This window comes from Polynucleobacter finlandensis (assembly GCF_018881755.1).
GTDB classification, from domain to species: Bacteria; Pseudomonadota; Gammaproteobacteria; order Burkholderiales; family Burkholderiaceae; genus Polynucleobacter; species Polynucleobacter finlandensis.
Map to the genome: position 1 here is coordinate 227,782 of NZ_JACVPS010000002.1, position 18,150 is coordinate 245,931.

Sequence of the window (18,150 nt, forward strand, 5' to 3'; positions counted from 1 at the left end):
AAGAGACTCCAATCATGAATAGAAGAAACTTTCTGGGTGGCGCAAGCTTGGCTCCCTTAAGCTTATTAATGCCAGCGAACTTTGCGCGGGCCCAAAATAATATTTTGAGTTCCGAGATGCTTGTATTGAGTAGTTATATGGGTGCGGCAGAGAATCAAGCTTTGCCGCCTGAGGTGTTGGAGCAAGCTAAGCTACATGTGCTCGATACCTTTGCCGCCATTATTTCTGGCTCAGAGCTTTTGCCAGGTCAAGCAGCGCTGAGATATATCAAGCTACACGGCAGTAGGGGAAGTCAAACTGTGATGGCATCACCATTTACCTCCGGCGCTGCTGATGCTGCAATGGTGAATGGCGTAATGGGTCATGCTGATGAGACTGATGATTCCCATGGTCGCTCCCGTTCCCATCCTGGGTGCGCTGTGATTCCTGCTTCTTTTGCTGTTGGTGAGGAGCTCAATATTAGTGGAACCCATTTCTTGCGCGCAGTCACACTGGGTTATGACATTGGTACACGCTTGCTGATGGCGATGGGCGGCCCCAAATTTAGCTATGAGAGTCATAAAAGTTCTCATAGCATTGCAGGCGTCTTTGGAGCAGCCGCCGCCGCAGGTTGTGCAGCCGGCCTGAATGCGCAACAGATGCGTTGGTTATTGGATTACACGGCCCAACAGTCTTCTGGAATTGCATCCTGGGGAAGAGATACAGATCATATTGAGAAGGCCTTTGTCTTTGGGGGAATGCCCGCCAAAAATGGTGTGATTTCTGCGCTACTAGTTCACTCGGGATGGAATGGTGTGAATGATGTTTTTTCTGGCCCTGATAATTATTTTTTAGCCACCGCACCTAGTGCAGATCGTGCACAGTTGACTGAGAAATTAGGTGAGCGTTTTGAGATTACACAAACAGATATTAAAAAGTGGTCAGTTGGCTCACCAATACAAGGCCCCCTTGATGCAATTGAGAGCATTCGTCGCAAACATCCTTTTGATTCTTCCCAAGTTGTAGCGGTACGCATAAGGCTTGAGCCGGCTGTAGCTAAGGTAGTTGATAACCGCGACATGCCCGATATCTGTCTGCAATATATGGCAGCCGTCATGTTGTTGGATAAAACAGCTTCATTCAAAGCAGCGCATGACATTGCTAGGATGCAAAATCCAGAAGTCTTGGCTGTGCGTTCAAAAGTTCAGCTAATTCCCGACTCAGCGCTTTCGCAGTTTTTGCCTGTCAGGGTGGCCATTGTTGAGATTGAATTAAAGGACGGATCAATTCTGACTGAGCGCGTTGATGCCGTGCGCGGCACCCCTCGCAATCCAATGGGCAGGGATGAGGTCATAGCAAAATGCCAAGACCTGATGGGGCCAGTTTTGGGCAAGAGACAATCCAATGCCTTGATAGAGGCAAGCTTGACACTTGAGAGCGTCAAGAGCATCAAAACCATTAGCCCATTACTAAAGAAGCCGGTTTAAGGGTGGTGTCATATCAAGCTGATTTTGATACAATCATACGTTCGGCGATTTAGCTCAGTTGGTTAGAGCGATGGAATCATAATCCACAGGTCCGGGGTTCGAATCCCTGAATCGCCACCAAATCAAAAGGCCATTGCCAAGCGGCAGTGGCCTTTTTCTTAGGTCTCTCGAGTCTTCAATATGGCTAAATTTTGGAACTTTGTCCTTTTTCAGCTTGGCTGGTTTGCCTGTGTATGGGGCGCGGCTAATCAAAAGGTACTGTGGGCTGTGGCGGGCACCTTGGCCTATATTATTTTTCATATTTGGCGATCACCCTTACCTAAGGTAGAAACAAGCCTTTTAATTAAGGCGGTTATATATGGAGTGAGCGCTGACACACTTGTTATGCATTTAGGCTTACTAGACTTTAAAGACGAGTGGCCAAGCCCCTTTGTCTCTCCCTTATGGATGTGGGTTCTATGGGCCCTAGTCGCTAGCACTATCAATGGATCGCTTTCCTGGCTCAGGGGTCGACCGATTCTTGGGGCGGTCCTGGGGGCAATTTGTGGCCCAATGTCTTATGAGGCTGGGATACGCATGGGAGCAGGATCCTGGGGTCCTGGCGGCCAAATAATGGGATTCATCATCATTGGGGTTATCTGGGGTGTTGCAATACCACTGTTCTTTTATTGGGATAAAACGCCTTTGGAACAAGGTTTCGTCAAAAATCCGTAATTTCTTCAAAAAAGTTACTTGCAAAGAGTACTGTTTTTATATACAGTAACTTCTAAGATGTTAGACAGTAGAAGAAAATTCGGAAATAAGCCCAATACATAGCGAAAAGGAATCAAAAAATGGCCTTGGATGAAAAAAGAAAATCAGCCTCCTCAGAATTTGAGGGAATGAGCGGAGATAAGCAAAAAGCATTAACGGCGGCCTTGGCGCAAATTGAGAAGCAATTTGGCAAGGGCTCAATCATGAGATTGGGCGATGCTGAAATTAATCAAGATGTTCAGGTAGTCTCTAGCGGTTCTCTTGGCTTGGACATAGCTTTGGGAGTTGGCGGTATAGCGCGTGGCCGTGTCATTGAGATTTACGGCCCAGAGTCATCGGGGAAAACAACATTAACTTTGCATGCCATTGCAGAAATGCAAAAGCTAGGCGGAACCTGCGCATTTATTGACGCAGAACATGCACTAGATGTTCAATATGCCTCCCGCTTAGGTGTGGACGTCAATAATTTATTGATTTCTCAGCCAGACACTGGCGAGCAAGCATTAGAAATTGCGGATGCATTGGTGCGCTCAGGTTCGATCGATTTAATCGTGATTGACTCAGTAGCCGCCTTGGTTCCAAGAGCGGAGATTGAAGGTGATATGGGTGATTCATTGCCAGGCTTGCAGGCCCGCTTAATGAGTCAAGCCTTGCGTAAGTTGACTGGTGCCATTAAGCGTACCAACACAACTGTGATTTTCATTAACCAGATTCGTATGAAGATTGGTGTAATGTTTGGATCCCCAGAAACCACGACTGGCGGTAACGCCCTTAAGTTCTACGCGTCTATGCGTTTAGATATTCGCCGCATTGGTAGCATCAAGAAGGGCGATGAGATTGTTGGCAACGAGACCCGCGTCAAGGTTGTGAAGAACAAGGTTTCTCCACCATTCCGCGAAGCGATCTTTGACATCATGTATGGCGCTGGTATCTCAAGAGAAGGCGAAATCATCGATATGGGCGTTGAGGCCGATATCGTTGAGAAATCAGGCTCTTGGTATAGCTACAACGGCGACCGTATTGGTCAAGGTAAAGACAATGTGCGTGAGTTCTTAAAAGAGAATCCAGCAATCGCTCAAGATATCGAAGCAAAAATTCGTGCAAAGTTAGGCGTGAAAGCCGGGTCAGCCGTAGTGAGTGATGTGCTGAGCGCAGAAGAGGAAGTCGAATAGTTCGATGTCAGAACTAGGTAGTAAAACTAAACAAAGCCCGAGTCTTAAAGCTCGGGCTTTGCGTCTTTTATCTTTACGTGAATACAGCCGGAAAGGCTTGGCAGCAAAATTAGAAGAATCTGCCGCAAGGTATGCCAAGCTTTCATCAAAAGAGGATAAACAAGAGTCAGATGTCATTGGTAAGCCCGTGACTCTGCAAATTCAAGAAGTGTTAGATGACTTTGAGGCTAGAGGTTGGCTCTCAGATGAGCGCTTTGCCGAGGCGCTAGTGCGACGCAGGAGTGAGCGATACGGAGCGCGCAAGATACAAGATGAACTGCAAAGAGCTGGGGTCGATAGCGATAAGGCAGCTGAGTTGATCCAAGGGTTGCGGGAAACTGAATATCAGCGGGCCAAAGAGCTTTGGCTAAAAAAATTTGGCACACTAGGTCAAGAGCAAAAAGAGCGGGCAAGGCAATATCGCTTCTTGGCTTCCAAGGGATTTAGCTCTGAGGTGGTGTCAAAAGTCCTCGGCGGGCGTTTTGACTAGGGCAAGTACGGATTAGTGAGGCGTAATTGCCGCGTTGCAGCATGCTAGACTTACAGAGTCGGTAAAACCGGTCTCATTTATACAAAAAAGCTAGGTTTAGCGCATAAAGGGTAAATCTGAGATTCAGGTCAAATCGGCTTTATTTATCCTCATCGCTTGCTAAAAAGATACCGTTTCTGGAGTAATTATGAAAATTCATGAGTACCAAGGCAAAGAACTTCTGCGCCAATTTAATGTGCCTGTTCCAAATGGCATTCCTGCGTTTAGTGTTGATGAGGCAATAAAGGCTGCCGAAAAGCTAGGCGGTCCAATTTGGGTTGTCAAAGCGCAGATTCATGCAGGTGGTCGCGGTAAAGGTGGCGGTGTGAAATTAGCCAAGAGCATGGATGAAGTGAAAAAATATGCTTCTGAAATTTTGGGTATGCAGCTCAAGACGCATCAAACAGGACCAGAAGGTCAAAAAGTAAATCGCCTCTTGATTGAAGATGGCGCAGATATCAAAAAAGAGTATTACTTTAGTATCGTTACGGACCGTGCAACACAGAAGAATGTGATCATGGCTTCTAGCGAAGGTGGAATGGATATCGAAGAAGTTGCTGAGTCCCATCCAGAAAAAATTATTAAAGTATTTGTTGATCCATTGATTGGTTTAACAGATGCTGATTGCGACATCGTAGCTAAAGGCATAGGCGTTCCAGATGCTTCAATCCCGATGGCGCGTGATGTATTTAAAAACTTGTACAAGACCTATTGGGATACCGACGCATCATTGGTCGAGATCAACCCATTGATTCTCGAAGGTAATGGGAAGATCAAGGCCCTTGACGCTAAATTTAACTTTGATCCCAATGCTTTGTATCGTCATCCAGAGATCGTTGCTTATCGCGATATCGATGAAGAAGACGCAGCAGAGATTGAAGCTTCGAAATTTGACCTCGCTTACATCTCTTTAGATGGCAACATTGGCTGCTTGGTGAACGGTGCAGGTTTGGCGATGGCAACTATGGACACGATTAAGTTGTTTGGCGGCGAGCCAGCTAACTTCTTGGATGTAGGTGGTGGCGCTACAGCAGAAAAGGTCACTGAAGCTTTCAAGATCATGCTCAAGAACAAAAGTGTAGAAGCAATTTTGGTTAACATCTTCGGCGGCATTATGCGATGTGACGTGATTGCCGATGGCGTGGTTACAGCATGTAAAGCAGTGAACTTAACTGTGCCTTTGGTTGTGCGCATGAAGGGTACAAACGAAGAACTTGGCAAGAAGATTCTTGCTGACTCTGGTTTGCCAATTATTAGCGCCGATTCAATGGCTGAAGCTGCTACTAAGGTAGTTGCTGCTGTTGCCAAAAATAAATAATCAAGGAATTTCAATATGTCTATTTTGATTAATAAAAACACCAAGGTCATTACACAAGGTATTACCGGTAAGACTGGTCAGTTTCATACTGAAAAATGTCAGGAATACGCTAACGGCAAAAATTGTTTTGTTGCTGGTGTAAATCCTAAAAAAGCTGGCGAGTCCATTTTTAATATCCCCATTTACGGCACTGTTAAAGAAGCTGCTCAGCAAACTGGTGCAACTACTTCGGTTATTTATGTTCCACCTCCTGGAGCTGCTGCTGCGATTTGGGAAGCTGTAGAAGCTGATCTTGACTTTGTCATCTGTATTACTGAAGGTATTCCAGTGCGCGATATGTTGGAAGTGCGCAATAAGATGAAGGCAAAAGAAGCTGCTGGCGGTAAAAAGACTTTATTACTTGGCCCTAACTGCCCAGGCATCATTACTCCAGACGAAATCAAGATCGGCATCATGCCAGGGCATATTCATAAGAAAGGCCGTATCGGCGTTGTTAGTCGTTCTGGTACTTTGACTTATGAAGCAGTTGGCCAGTTGACGGCAATCGGCTTGGGTCAATCAACTGCTGTTGGTATTGGCGGCGACCCAATTAATGGTTTAAAGCACATCGACATCATGAGAATGTTTAATGATGATCCTGAAACGGATGCAGTCATCATGATCGGTGAGATCGGCGGACCAGATGAAGCTGAAGCAGCGCGTTGGTGTAAAGACAATATGAAAAAGCCTGTAGTTGGCTTTATTGCTGGCGTTACAGCGCCTCCTGGAAAAAGAATGGGCCATGCAGGCGCTTTGATTTCTGGTGGTGCTGATACTGCTGATGCCAAGCTTGCTGTGATGGAAGAGTGTGGCTTCACTGTCACCAGAAACCCATCGGAAATGGCTGCTTTGTTGAAAGCAATGCTGTAATAAAACAAGGGCGCCGATCATTTGGTGCCCTTTTGTATTACCCTGTAGTTAAAACATAAAAAAGTAGGAGACGATATGGATTTATCAATATTTTCTGGACCGGCATTCTGGGGGGCATTGCTTTCAATTATTGTTGCCAATATTTTGTTGTCAGGCGATAACGCAGTTGTCATTGCTATGGCTTCGCGCAACTTGCCGGCATCTCAACAAAAGAAAGCAATATTCTGGGGTAGTGCTGCCGCTATTATCTTGCGCGTGATACTAACTGTCACTGCGGTTCAGTTATTAACTCTGCCGTATTTGAAGATTATTGGTGCCATTCTCTTGGTATATATCGGCGTTCAGTTGCTGGCTGATAGTGGGGATGAAGCTGAGATGCATGGCCACTCCAATATTTGGGGGGCTATCCGTACAATCTTGATTGCTGATTTAGTCATGAGTTTGGATAACGTGATTGCTGTGGCTGCCGCCGCACAAAAGGGCCCAGAAGAAACACGTTTAATTCTGTTGATTGTTGGTCTCGGCTTATCTATTCCTTTAATTATTTTTGGTAGCACATTGCTACTTAAGGTGATGGATCGCTTTCCGATCATTATTACTTTGGGCGCTGGGCTGCTCGGTTTATTGGCTGGTGGCATGCTTGTTGAGGATCCTGCAATCAAAGATTCCATGCAAGCGGCAATGGAAGATGCACATATGATCTTTGAGGGTATTGGCGTTGCTATTGTTCTCTTGCTGGGAACCTATCTTAAGAAAAAGAATGCCAAAAAAGAGGCTGCATAAAGCCAGCTTCTACATCCAATTGAATCAGAAAAGCCGGCCTCTAAAGCCGGCTTTTCTTATGCCTAACACTCTAGATTAATGAAGGTATAGACTGGAGTATGAGGATTTAACCCCTCAGGAGCTAGGAATGGAAATAATGCAAATCAATCCGAAACAAGACCAAGATCAGCTGGCAAAGCAAGATGCTGGCTTTACCTTAATTGAAGTGATGGTGGTAGTTGCCATCATTGGAATTTTGGTGGCTGTTGCCGTTCCACAATATCAAGATTACATCGCACGCAGTCGTGTGGTTGAGGGCATGAATTTATCCTCCAGTGCAAAGCTAGCCGTAACGGAAGCTTTTGCGAGTCGTGGCACCGTTCCTATGGATGAGGCAACCAGTGGTTCGTTTACCTTCGCACCTACTCGTAGCGTGAAATTAATTGAAGTAACTCCATCAGGCGTTATAGCAATTGATTATCAAATTAGCGTAGCGCCAGAAGGTAAAAACACATTACATCTTGTGCCAACAAATGAGCCTGATGCTAATGTGCCTAAGCCACTTGATCTATCTAAACCAGAGGGCTCAACCTGGGCTGGTGGTTGGTCATGCAGATCTACCGAAACCAATCTCTTATCTCAGCTACTGCCGTCCGAGTGCAGGATTAGTAAGTAAGCAAAAACAAGGAATAAGAAAAGCACAAAGCCACCCAAGGGTGGCTTTTTAATGGAGCAGACACAAGCCTAGTTCATCCAGACTTCCATTCTCCGGACTTCCCACCACTTTTTTCTAAGAGTTTTATTTCTCCCATCACCATTCCTCGATCAACGGCTTTCGCCATGTCATAAATTGTGAGGAGGGCGACCTGGACTGCGGTGAGCGCTTCCATTTCCACGCCGGTAGGGCCAGTTGTTTCTGCTCTCACTTGGCAAGCGATGCTACTTTCCGCTTTGTTGAGTTGGAACTCTAGGCTAACGTGGGTGAGGGCTAGTGGATGGCACAGTGGAATAAGGTCTGAAGTCCTTTTTGCCGCCTGAATGGCAGCAATACGGGCAATACCGAGAACATCGCCCTTTTTATGAGTTCCAGCATCAACCATATTGAAGGTTTCTGGGAGCATCGTAATCCTGCCTGTAGCAATAGCAATGCGATGGGTATTGGGTTTATCGCCAACATTTACCATATGGGCTTGGCCGCTAGAATCAAAATGAGTTAGTTTGTTCATGGGATAAGTTTTACCATATAGGGATGGAAGTCATAAAGACATCAGATTTGCCGGTATCTCGGCCTTCAGTATTTAAGCGTATTTTGGCGTATCAGCTGATTCTAGCGCTAGCTTGGTCTGGAATTGGCACTACTTTTGCTGCTTCAGCTACGCCGGTAGTGGCTGGAGATGTTTCTGTCCAAGGCGATTCAGCTGCTCAGCAAAATATTGGTAGAGCAATGCAGTCCCCAGAGGCGCGTTCTTCAAATTTGCCAAATCGCAATACCCTCCAGAGTCAGCCAACGATTGTATTGCCGGATATGGGCGACCCAGGTGGCGATTCTTTAAGTCGAGTAGATGAGCGCAAATATGGCGAAATGATCATGCGCCAGATTCGGCCGGATGCAGATTATTCCAATGACTTGCCTATTTATGACTTTTTAAACCAGATGGAGCGCCGTTTATTGCAAGCGGCCAAGAAGGCACAGTTGGGTGGTGCAAATGAGCAAGGTAGTGGCGCTTATAACTTTGAAGTGTTTGCTGTTAAAGACAGCAGTATTAATGCGTTTGCTTTACCTGGTGGGTTTATTGGCTTTCATACAGGTTTGATTGTGAATGCAGAGTCAGACTCTGAAGTGGCATCTGTAATGGGCCATGAAACGGGCCACGTTCTGCAACGCCATTTGGCTCGCCAAATGGATAAGCAAGGGATGAACACCATGATTGCGCTTGCAGGAGTGCTTCTCGGTGCATTGGCTGCCTCTCGAAATCCTAGTGCTGCCGCTGGTTTAATGCAGGGAGGTCAAGCATTAGCAATTAGCAACCAATTGTCCTACTCACGAGATGCTGAGCGAGAAGCGGATCGCGTCGGCTTTCAGATTCTAGATACCAGCGGTTATGACGTTAATGGCGCACCTAGCTTCTTCCAGCGCTTACAAAAAGCCACCGGCATTATGGATCACGGCGTTCCAGCCTATGTGCGCACTCACCCTTTAACAACAGACCGGATTGCGGACATGCAAGACCGGGCGCGCACTGTGGCGCCAAGAACCGTGCCAACAGCCGTTGAATTTTATTTTATTAAAGCGCGTGCCCGCATGGAACAGTCAGGCACAACCAGTGGGATGTATGACCTGAAAAATCAATTTGAAAGTTTGAGCAAGCAAACTGAACCTGGAAAGCAGATGGAAGGTTTTTATGGCCTAGCTTTGATTGCGCAGCGCCAAGGTAAGATCGATCAAGCTGAAGTCTATTTGCAGCAGGCTCGAAACATCGCACATGCATCGAGCGCGCCAGGATCCCCAATTCAGAGACAGAGCTTGTCTTTAGATATCACCTCTTCTGAGTTAGCTTTGGCGAAAGGTAAAAATGAAGAGGCACTGCAAATTGCACAAGCCACTTTGAAGGCTTATCCACTGTCCTATGCGGCGGGAGCTGCGATGGTCAATGCCTATCTTAAATTGGGTCGTACCAATGATGCGATTGCTTGGCTAAAGGCCCGTACCAGATCTCAAGCTAATGAAGTGGTTTGGTGGGGCATGTTATCGAATGCCTACGATCAAGCCAAGAATGTGCCAATGCGCCATTACGCCCTGGGTGAGAAATATGCGCTTGAAGGTGCGTGGCCTGCTGCAATCGAACAACTTAAAATTGCTAGGTCTTCTGGTGGTTCTGATTTTTATCAGAACTCCACCATTGATGCACGCTTAAGAGAGATGCAAAGACAGTATCAAGAAGAGCTTAGGGAGCAGGCGAAAAAAAGCCCAATGGGCTAGACCCTATTCCTTTGGTTTTTTAACAAAGCCAAAGCATTCACTCAGTTCATCGGAGTGAATGGGATCTAGAGGAAGCGTCTCTCCATGCCAACTCCAGGAACCTCCAAAGCTGCAGGCTTCCTCGCGTAGTTTGGCTAGATCTGCAAACAAATCTAAGTCGTGATCATGTAAGAGCGCAATGCTTGGACATTCTATTTGGATAAAGTCATTTGAGGTATTTTCTGCATTAGCACTTTCGTCAACAGTGTTCTTTACTAGCCCGGTGATGTAAATATTTCCAGACTCATCGCTTAATGCACCCTGTGGTTTAAAGGAAGATTGACACTGAGTCAGAAGATTTGGTTCTGCATCTGTTGGAATGATGCGCACAATCCATGGTGTCGCATCTAGAGTAATGAAGACGCGCTGTGGTCCATTCTGAAAAAAATATCTTCCCTTTGTATCGCAGGCGTAGTTGCGTGCGATGAACTCGTTCAAGGCTGTATGCTGAATAGCGTTTCCAGGTAAGTTGTTTGCTTGTGCGAACTCATCACGCATGCGCCACTGACCGCGACGATCTAAGGCAAGCCAACCAAAGCAATGTGGCACATTGGGCCACTTGATGAGCGAGCGAAGAACTTGCTCATCCATTATTTATTTAGTGCAGTCCGTGAGGTGTGGAGGGTGCATCAAAGGTTTCATCGGTTGAATGGCTGGCATGTAGGTGAGCAATGCGCCAACCTTGACTATCTTGAAGCAATACGAGGGTGATATTCAAGAAGAAGGCAGTTTCTATTTGATCCGGTCCCAGGTGAACCGCCTCTGTAGTGTCATAGATTGCTGCGCCTAAGATGGTGTGGCTAATGCAAGCAATAGGTTCCAGAAACAGAGCTTGCTTTGCAAGTAAACGTTCTAAGCCTTTGCGGATTTCAGCATGACCACTAAGTCTATGGCCTTCAGGCAATACGCAAGTGATGGAGTCATCATCTAGCCAAATATCTAGCGCACCCTTAACGTCGCGGAGCCGCAAAGCATCTCTCCAAGCATCTACTACTTCATCAGCATTGTGAAAGAGTCTTGCAAGTTTTGACATGGCTTACTTTCTGGGGAAAAGTTAGTAATTAATATAGCGTCTTGATAGTACTAAATACTTGTTCTGGTGTGATGTCTTTTAAGCACTTTAAGTGGCCTAGTGGGCATACTCTTTTATGACAGGGACTACACGGTAGATTAAGCCAGAGCACTTTTGCTTGATCGGAGAGTGGCGGCGTGTGATGTGGGTCGCTGGATCCAAAGATGGCTACCTGAGGAGTTCTTAGCGCTGCAGCAATATGCATTAGACCAGAATCATTGCTAACCACGGCCTGGCTCATGTTGATCAAGGCAATAGCCTCATCTAAAGAAGTGTTGCCGCACCAGTTATGAATATTCGACAAGTTAGGTGCGTGCAGTTGAATATTTTCAGCCAAGGCGTGATCACTTTTACTGCCTAGCAAAATGATGTGGCTATCTGGGTTATTTTCAGAAAGTTCTTGTGCAAGCTTTGCAAAATGCTCGGTAGGCCAGCGTTTCGTAATGCCATACTCCGCACCGGGGCAAAACACGTAGACTGCCTGCGGGTTGATATTGACGTTCCGAAGTTTTTTTGTAACGGATTGTTTTGCTTGTTCTAAAACATTGAGCGTGGGTATATTGGAGTTATTCCGCACTTTTTCTGGTGTGGACTCTTCATCTAGAAGACTTGCTAATGCTAAGTAGTGCTCCACCATTGGTGGGCGATTTACTTTGCTTGGGTTAGGCAGTGAGAAGTTAATCAAACCAAAGCGCAGTTCGCCACGATACCCAATGCGAAATGGAATATTGGCTAGCCAAGGTATGAGGGCTGATTTCAGGCTATTAGGCAATATAAAACAGATGGTGTATTGATTAGCTTGCAGTTGCTTGGCTAGTTGCTGACGTAGATTCCACTGCAGTTGTTTGTGCTCTAACTTGGCTTCAATAACTTCATTGACTTCTGAACAGGCTCGATAGATTGGAGCAACCCAACTGCTTGCCAGAACATCAATCTGTGAATCAGGGTATGAGGCTTTCAGCTCTGCTAGTAGCGGCTGAGACATAACGGCATCCCCAATCCAGTTGGGGGCGATGATCAGAATACGGCGCATGTAATGTATCCCGATGCAGCACCCCAGATTGCTGAGGGGTGCTGATGAGCTTTAGTGCCCGTGTGGCGCAGTGCCAGGGATGAGTTTGTAATCAGCGCCACAATACGGGCACTTCGCTTCACCTGTTTTAGTAATATCTAGAAAGACGCGTGGATGCGAGTTCCAGCCGGGAGTGTTATTGGTTGGGCAATGCAATGGCAAATCTTTACCATCCACCATTACAACTTGAGCTTGAGTCATATTCCGGTTCCTAATTACTGTAGTGATTACTTAACGTAGGTGAGCCAAGACTTGTATTGATCGCTTCTACCGTAGACAGCATCAAAATACGTTGCTTGAATCTGGGTGGTGATTGGGCCACGTGTGCCATCACCAATAATGCGGTCGTCCAGTTCGCGAATAGGCGTTACTTCAGCAGCAGTGCCGGTGAAGAAAGCTTCGTCAGCTGAATACACTTCATCTCGAGTAATGCGCTTCTCACGAACTTCATAGCCGAGATCTTTGGCGATCTGAATAATCGAGTCACGCGTAATGCCGTCTAGGCAAGAAGCTAGGTCAGGCGTGTAGACGATGCCATTGCGAACCATGAACATATTTTCGCCGGAGCCTTCAGAAACATAACCCTCTGTATCTAGAAGCAAGGCTTCGTCATATCCATTGGCGGTCACTTCTTGGTTGGCCAAAATGGAGTTGATGTAATAGCCGGATGCTTTGGCGCGCACTAGTGAGGAGTTCACAAAGTGACGGGTAAAGGATGAGGTTTTTACGCGAATCCCTTTATTGAGGCCATCTTCACCTAAGTAGGCACCCCATTCCCAAGCAGCAATGGCTATATGGATAGTGTTGCCTTTAGGCGAAATTCCCAGTTTTTGAGAGCCAATAAAGATGATGGGGCGGATATAGCAAGCTTCGAGCTTATTGCTATTTACTACCTCAATAATGGCGTTGGAGATCTGCTCTGGGGTGTATTCCATCGCCATTTGAAAGATCTTAGTGCCATTAAATAAGCGCTTAACGTGCTCTGGGAGGCGGAAAATCGCTGTGCCTTGAGGGGTTTTATAGGCGCGAATACCTTCAAAAACGCCCATTCCGTAATGGAGACTGTGGGTTAGCACATGAATATTAGCCTCACGCCAGGGAACTAACTTCCCATCGGACCAAATGAAGCCATCGCGGTCGGACATCGACATTTTCTCTACCTTTTGTGTCTGATAAATCGGGTTAATCGGGGCGACCCCACAGCTAGCCCTTTGGCTGAGACTGAGATGCGTCCAAGTCTTTATTGTAGAGCAGGGAGCGCCTAAGTTATTTGCTTCCTTTGGGGCTTTCGGGGCTAGACGATTTAGAATGGAGGATTCCCAATAAATCGCCTTATTTCACTGAATATCCCCCTATGCCGGACACCTTATTTAAAGTCAAACGCTTAAGTGATTTAGCCGCTGCAGGCCTACTTAAAGGAAAGCGGGTCTTAATCCGTGCTGACCTGAATGTGCCGCAAGACGAGGCGGGCAATATTACTGAGGACACTCGGATTAGGGCCTCCATGCCAGCAGTGCAGATGTGTTTGGATGCTGGCGCAGCTGTCATGGTGACTTCTCATCTAGGGCGTCCAACCGAGGGTCAATTTAAGTCGGAGGACAGCCTTGCTCCAGTGGCGCATCGGATGGCCGAATTACTCAATCGCAAGGTGCCGCTGGTGAGTAATTGGGTGGATGGTGGGTTTGAGCTCAATCCTGGCGAATTGGTTTTGCTTGAAAACTGTCGCTTGAATGTAGGCGAGAAAAAGAATTCCGATGAGCTGTCGAAAAAGATTGCTGCACTCTGTGACGTGTATGTAAATGATGCATTTGGTACAGCCCATCGTGCTGAAGCAACCACCAATGGCGTAGCTAAGTTTGCACCGATTGCTTGCGCTGGTCCATTGATGGCTGCTGAGCTTGATGCTTTGAGTCGTGCCTTGGCAAGTCCTAAGCGCCCGCTAGTTGCGATTGTTGCTGGCTCTAAGGTGTCGTCTAAATTAACCATCTTGAAAGCATTGGCCGACAAAGTAGACGAGTTAATCGTTGGCGGTGGTATTGCCAATACTTTTATGTTGGCAAAGGGTCTTCCAATTGGCAAGTCTTTAGCTGAACCAGACTTAGTTGATGAAGCTCGGGAGATCATGGAGATTATGGAAAAGCGCGGCGCGCATGTACCTATTCCTGAAGATGTGGTGGTCGCCAATGAGCTCTCACCTTTGGCACGCGCTAACCGAGTCGCCGCAGATCAAGTAGCTGAAGATGACATGATTTTGGATATCGGTCCAAAGACCGCAGCGCGTTTATCAACTATGCTGGCTCACGCTGGCACGATTGTTTGGAATGGCCCTCTCGGCGTATTTGAGATTGATCAGTTTGGCGGCGGCACCAAGATGTTGGCTGCAGCTATTGCACATTCACCAGCATTCTCTATTGCTGGTGGTGGTGATACCTTGGCAGCAATTGCTAAGTACGGAATTCAGAATCAAGTGGATTACATCTCTACTGGCGGTGGTGCCTTTCTTGAATTTTTGGAAGGAAAAACCTTACCAGCCTTTGCAGTACTTGCTGAAAGAGCGAAAGACTAAATATGTTGAGAGCAACAAAAATCATTGCCACCTTAGGGCCGGCCTCTGAAAAGCCCGAAGTGTTGCGTGACATGATTCGTGCGGGTGTTGATGTTGTGCGAATGAACTTCTCTCATGGAACTATTGCTGATCACAAAGCGCGCCATGATTTAGTGCGCGCTATCTCCGCTGAAGTTGGCAAAGAAGTTGGCATTATGGCCGACCTTCAAGGCCCAAAAATTCGCGTCGGTAAATTTATCGATAGCAAAATTTTGCTCAAAGAAGGCGAGTCATTTATTTTGGATGTGGATTGCGAGCTTGGTGATCAAGGGCGTGTTGGCCTTGATTACAAAGAATTGCCAACTGACGTTAAACCAGGAGACCGTCTTTTACTCAATGATGGTTTAGTGGTGTTGCGCGTAGAGAATGTAAAGGGTGGAGAAATCTTTACCCGTGTAGAGCAGGGTGGCCCGCTTTCTAATAACAAAGGGATTAACCGCGCTGGCGGTGGCTTAACTGCACCAGCTTTAACTGAAAAAGATATTGCTGACTTAGATGCGGCGATTGCGATGGGCGTAGACTTTTTGGCGATTAGCTTTCCAAAAGATGGCGCTGATATGGCATACGCTCGCCAGTTGGCAGATGCAGCAAGTACGAAGCACGGTGTTGGCAAGGTGAAGACCATTGCAAAGGTTGAGCGTGCCGAAGCCATTATGCCTGGCGCCTTAGAGAGCATCATTGCCGAGAGCGACGGCATCATGGTTGCACGTGGTGATTTGGCAATTGAGGTTGGCAATCCAGCTGTACCTGCTTTGCAAAAGCGCATGATTAAGTTGGCACTTGAGGCTGATAAATTTACGATCACTGCGACTCAAATGATGGAGTCGATGATTAATGCACCCGTACCGACACGCGCAGAGGTAAGCGACGTTGCTAATGCAGTATTGGATGGCACCGATGCGGTGATGCTCTCTGCTGAATCTGCAGCTGGTATGTATCCAGTGCAAACCATCAAAGCCATGGCTGAGATTTGTGTAGAAGCAGAAAAATCCGACCGTGTGAAGCTTGATACCGACTTTCTAGATCAAACCTTTACACGCATTGATCAAACGATTGCTTTGGGCGCGCTCTTTACTGCCCACCATTTGAATGCCAATGCGATTGCCGCTTTGACGGATTCAGGCTCAACCCCAATCTGGATGAGTCGCCATAATATTCATGTGCCCATCTTTGCTTTGACTTCGAAGATTAGTACTCAACGTGCTTTAAGCACATATCGCAATGTCACCCCAATCGGCTTGGATTACACCAAGGACCGCGATACCGCTTTGCAAGAAGTGGAAGACTGCTTGAAGAAATTAGGCGCGGTGAAAAAGGGTGATACGGTTGTATTAACTTCTGGCGAGCCCATGGGCGAACCAGGCGGAACTAATACTCTCAAGATTATTCATGTGAAATAAGCGCATTAAAAACCTATTCAGATTTAACTATTCATTTAACAACCTAGACTTAAGAGAACACCATGGCCTTAGTATCTTTACGACAACTCTTGGATCATGCCGCTGAAAACGGTTATGGCTTGCCAGCATTTAATGTTAATAACTTAGAGCAAGTGACGGCCATCATGGAGGCTGCAAGTGAGGCAGATTCTCCGGTCATCATGCAAGCATCCGCTGGAGCCCGCAAGTACGCAGGCGAAGCATTTCTCCGTCATTTGATCTCAGCTGCTGTTGAGGCTTATCCGCATATTCCGGTTGTCATGCATCAAGATCATGGTCAGAGTCCTGCAGTTTGTATGGCGGCAATCAAGAGTGGCTTCACCAGTGTGATGATGGATGGCTCATTGGAGGCTGATGGTAAGTCAGTGGCTAGCTATGAATACAACGTAGATGTATCTAGAGAGGTTGTGAAATTTTCACACTCCATCGGAGTGACTGTTGAAGCTGAGCTTGGCGTGTTAGGTTCTTTAGAAACCATGAAGGGCGACAAGGAAGACGGACATGGTGCTGATGGCACGATGACACGCGAACAGTTGCTTACCGATGTTGAACAAGCTGCTGATTTTGTTAAGGCCACTCAGTGTGATGCCTTGGCGATTGCAATTGGCACTAGTCACGGCGCCTACAAGTTCACTAAAAAGCCTACAGGCGATATTTTGGCAATTGATCGCATCAGAGAGATTCATGCACGCATTCCGAATACTCACTTAGTGATGCATGGTTCATCTAGCGTTCCACAAGAATTGCTCGCTGAGATTCGTGAATTTGGTGGCGATATGAAAGAGACTTATGGTGTGCCTGTTGAAGAGATTCAAGAGGGCATTAAGAATGGCGTCCGTAAGATCAACATTGACACCGATATTCGTTTGGCAATGACAGGCGCAATACGCCGCTACCTCTTTGAGAATCCAGGTAAATTTGATCCCCGTGATTATTTGAAGCCGGCGCGTGAAGCAGCTAAGAAAGTGTGTATTGCGCGTTTCCAAGCCTTTGGTTCTGCTGGTCAAGCCTCAAAAATCAAACCTATCTCGTTGGAAAAGATGGCTGAGTTGTATAAGAGCGGTAAGTTAGCTCAGATCGTGAAGTGAGTTGAATATGTCTGCTTTGTACGCCACTTCTATTCAGTCTTTGCCTTTGTTGTCCAAAGGAAAAGTGCGTGACGTCTACGCGCTCGGTGACGACAAGTTATTGATGATTACCACTGACCGCTTATCTGCCTTTGATGTGGTGATGGGTCAACCAATTCCTGAGAAGGGCATTGTTCTCAATCAAATGGCTAACTTTTGGTTCGATAAATTAGCTGCAGTCATCCCTAATCATCTCACTGGAATTGATCCAACGACAGTAGTAAGTCCCGAGGAAGTATCGCAAGTCAAAGGTCGTGCGGTAGTAGCAAAGCGTCTCAAGCCGATCTTAGTAGAAGCTGTTGTGCGTGGTTATTTAGCGGGTAGTGGCTGGAAGGATTACAAAGAAAGTGGCAAGGTTTGCGGGATTGCATTACCGGCTGGTTTGGAAAATGCCCAAAAGTTACCTGAGCCTATTTTTACTCCTGCGGCTAAAGCGGACGTAGGCGAGCACGACGAAAATATTTCTTTTGAAAAAGTCATTGAGCTCATCGGTGAAAAGTTGGCTAAGCAGATTCGTGAAGTGAGTATTCGTCTTTATAAAGAAGCGTCAGAATACGCAGCGACTCGCGGGATCATCATTGCTGATACCAAGTTTGAGTTTGGTCTAGACGATGCTGGTCAATTGGTGCTGATGGATGAAATCCTCACAGCCGATTCTTCCCGTTTCTGGCCTGCTGAAACGTATTACGTTGGTGCCAACCCCCCGTCGTATGACAAACAGTTCGTGCGAGATTGGCTTGAAACTGCCCAAGTAGATGGCAAGTTATGGCCTAAAACTGCCCCAGCCCCAGCATTGCCAGTAGATGTTATTGAAAAGACCGCTCAGAAGTACCGTGAGGCCTTAACTCGTCTCACTCAGATCTAAACT

The 18,150-nt window shown here is 46.6% G+C and carries 19 protein-coding genes and 1 tRNA gene; 14 read left to right on the top strand and 6 right to left on the bottom strand.

The annotated features are described in order from the left end of the window. The first annotated feature begins 14 nt into the window (after nt 1-14). The 9 genes from ICN49_RS01795 to ICN49_RS01835 all read left to right on the top strand — a co-directional run bounded on the left by ICN49_RS01795 (nt 15) and on the right by ICN49_RS01835 (nt 7,624). A complete protein-coding gene (locus ICN49_RS01795; RefSeq protein WP_216165038.1) occupies nt 15-1,466 on the top strand; it encodes an MmgE/PrpD family protein in 1,452 nt (483 codons plus the stop codon). 43 nt (nt 1,467-1,509) lie between these two features. Beyond that, a tRNA-Met gene (locus ICN49_RS01800) sits at nt 1,510-1,586 on the top strand. A gap of 60 nt (nt 1,587-1,646) precedes the next feature. Beyond that, nucleotides 1,647-2,180: a DUF2878 domain-containing protein gene (locus tag ICN49_RS01805; RefSeq protein ID WP_216165041.1), complete on the top strand. Its 534-nt coding sequence runs from the start codon at nt 1,647-1,649 to the stop codon at nt 2,178-2,180. Nucleotides 2,181-2,299: 119 nt separating this feature from the next. After that, nucleotides 2,300-3,391 carry a recombinase RecA gene (recA, locus tag ICN49_RS01810; RefSeq protein ID WP_216165045.1) on the top strand — a complete coding sequence of 364 codons (1,092 nt, stop codon included), beginning with the start codon at nt 2,300-2,302 and terminating at the stop codon, nt 3,389-3,391. A gap of 4 nt (nt 3,392-3,395) precedes the next feature. Continuing rightward, a complete protein-coding gene (locus tag ICN49_RS01815; protein WP_216165048.1) occupies nt 3,396-3,920 on the top strand; it encodes a regulatory protein RecX in 525 nt (174 codons plus the stop codon). A gap of 187 nt (nt 3,921-4,107) precedes the next feature. Beyond that, nucleotides 4,108-5,277: an ADP-forming succinate--CoA ligase subunit beta gene (gene sucC, locus ICN49_RS01820; protein ID WP_216165051.1), complete on the top strand. Its 1,170-nt coding sequence runs from the start codon at nt 4,108-4,110 to the stop codon at nt 5,275-5,277. A gap of 15 nt (nt 5,278-5,292) precedes the next feature. Beyond that, complete coding sequence (sucD, locus tag ICN49_RS01825) at nt 5,293-6,186, top strand: succinate--CoA ligase subunit alpha (RefSeq protein WP_216165053.1); 894 nt, start codon at nt 5,293-5,295, stop codon at nt 6,184-6,186. A gap of 75 nt (nt 6,187-6,261) precedes the next feature. After that, a complete protein-coding gene (locus ICN49_RS01830; protein WP_216165057.1) occupies nt 6,262-6,969 on the top strand; it encodes a TerC family protein in 708 nt (235 codons plus the stop codon). 136 nt (nt 6,970-7,105) lie between these two features. After that, entirely contained in the window at nt 7,106-7,624 is a 519-nt protein-coding gene (locus tag ICN49_RS01835) for a pilin (protein ID WP_216165060.1), read from the top strand. Nucleotides 7,625-7,697: 73 nt separating this feature from the next. Here ICN49_RS01835 and moaC read toward each other — a convergent pair whose 3' ends face one another. Further along, nucleotides 7,698-8,174, bottom strand: coding sequence for a cyclic pyranopterin monophosphate synthase MoaC (gene moaC, locus ICN49_RS01840; protein WP_216165061.1), 477 nt, complete (start codon nt 8,172-8,174; stop codon nt 7,698-7,700). A gap of 23 nt (nt 8,175-8,197) precedes the next feature. Between moaC and ICN49_RS01845 the strand changes: the two genes are divergently transcribed. Beyond that, nucleotides 8,198-9,928: a M48 family metalloprotease gene (locus tag ICN49_RS01845; RefSeq protein ID WP_216165064.1), complete on the top strand. Its 1,731-nt coding sequence runs from the start codon at nt 8,198-8,200 to the stop codon at nt 9,926-9,928. Between the two features lie 3 nt (nt 9,929-9,931). Here the strand turns inward: ICN49_RS01845 and ICN49_RS01850 are convergent, their stop codons facing one another. The 5 genes from ICN49_RS01850 to ICN49_RS01870 are packed head-to-tail and all read right to left on the bottom strand — an operon-like array spanning nt 9,932 to nt 13,262. Then, the gene (locus ICN49_RS01850; RefSeq protein WP_216165067.1) at nt 9,932-10,558 is read right to left on the bottom strand and encodes a DUF2946 family protein; all 627 of its coding nucleotides are present in this window, start codon (nt 10,556-10,558) and stop codon (nt 9,932-9,934) included. A 7-nt stretch (nt 10,559-10,565) separates the two neighbouring features. Next, entirely contained in the window at nt 10,566-11,000 is a 435-nt protein-coding gene (locus tag ICN49_RS01855; RefSeq protein ID WP_216165070.1) for a YybH family protein, read from the bottom strand. Between the two features lie 28 nt (nt 11,001-11,028). Continuing rightward, nucleotides 11,029-12,072 carry a lipopolysaccharide heptosyltransferase II gene (gene waaF / locus ICN49_RS01860; RefSeq protein WP_216165073.1) on the bottom strand — a complete coding sequence of 348 codons (1,044 nt, stop codon included), beginning with the start codon at nt 12,070-12,072 and terminating at the stop codon, nt 11,029-11,031. 51 nt (nt 12,073-12,123) lie between these two features. Next, the gene (locus tag ICN49_RS01865) at nt 12,124-12,312 is read right to left on the bottom strand and encodes a zinc-finger domain-containing protein (protein ID WP_216165077.1); all 189 of its coding nucleotides are present in this window, start codon (nt 12,310-12,312) and stop codon (nt 12,124-12,126) included. Between the two features lie 26 nt (nt 12,313-12,338). Beyond that, complete coding sequence (locus tag ICN49_RS01870) at nt 12,339-13,262, bottom strand: branched-chain amino acid transaminase (protein WP_216165080.1); 924 nt, start codon at nt 13,260-13,262, stop codon at nt 12,339-12,341. 203 nt (nt 13,263-13,465) lie between these two features. Here ICN49_RS01870 and ICN49_RS01875 point away from each other — a divergent pair, with 203 nt between their 5' ends. The 4 genes from ICN49_RS01875 to ICN49_RS01890 all read left to right on the top strand — a co-directional run bounded on the left by ICN49_RS01875 (nt 13,466) and on the right by ICN49_RS01890 (nt 18,147). Further along, nucleotides 13,466-14,677, top strand: a complete 1,212-nt coding sequence (locus ICN49_RS01875; RefSeq protein WP_216165083.1) for a phosphoglycerate kinase — start codon at nt 13,466-13,468, stop codon at nt 14,675-14,677. A gap of 2 nt (nt 14,678-14,679) precedes the next feature. Then, the gene (pyk, locus tag ICN49_RS01880) at nt 14,680-16,116 is read left to right on the top strand and encodes a pyruvate kinase (protein ID WP_216165085.1); all 1,437 of its coding nucleotides are present in this window, start codon (nt 14,680-14,682) and stop codon (nt 16,114-16,116) included. Between the two features lie 62 nt (nt 16,117-16,178). Continuing rightward, on the top strand, nt 16,179-17,243 hold the full coding sequence (gene fba, locus ICN49_RS01885) for a class II fructose-bisphosphate aldolase (protein WP_216165088.1): 1,065 nt from the start codon (nt 16,179-16,181) through the stop codon (nt 17,241-17,243). A 7-nt stretch (nt 17,244-17,250) separates the two neighbouring features. After that, complete coding sequence (locus tag ICN49_RS01890; RefSeq protein WP_216165091.1) at nt 17,251-18,147, top strand: phosphoribosylaminoimidazolesuccinocarboxamide synthase; 897 nt, start codon at nt 17,251-17,253, stop codon at nt 18,145-18,147. Nucleotides 18,148-18,150: the final 3 nt, after the last annotated feature.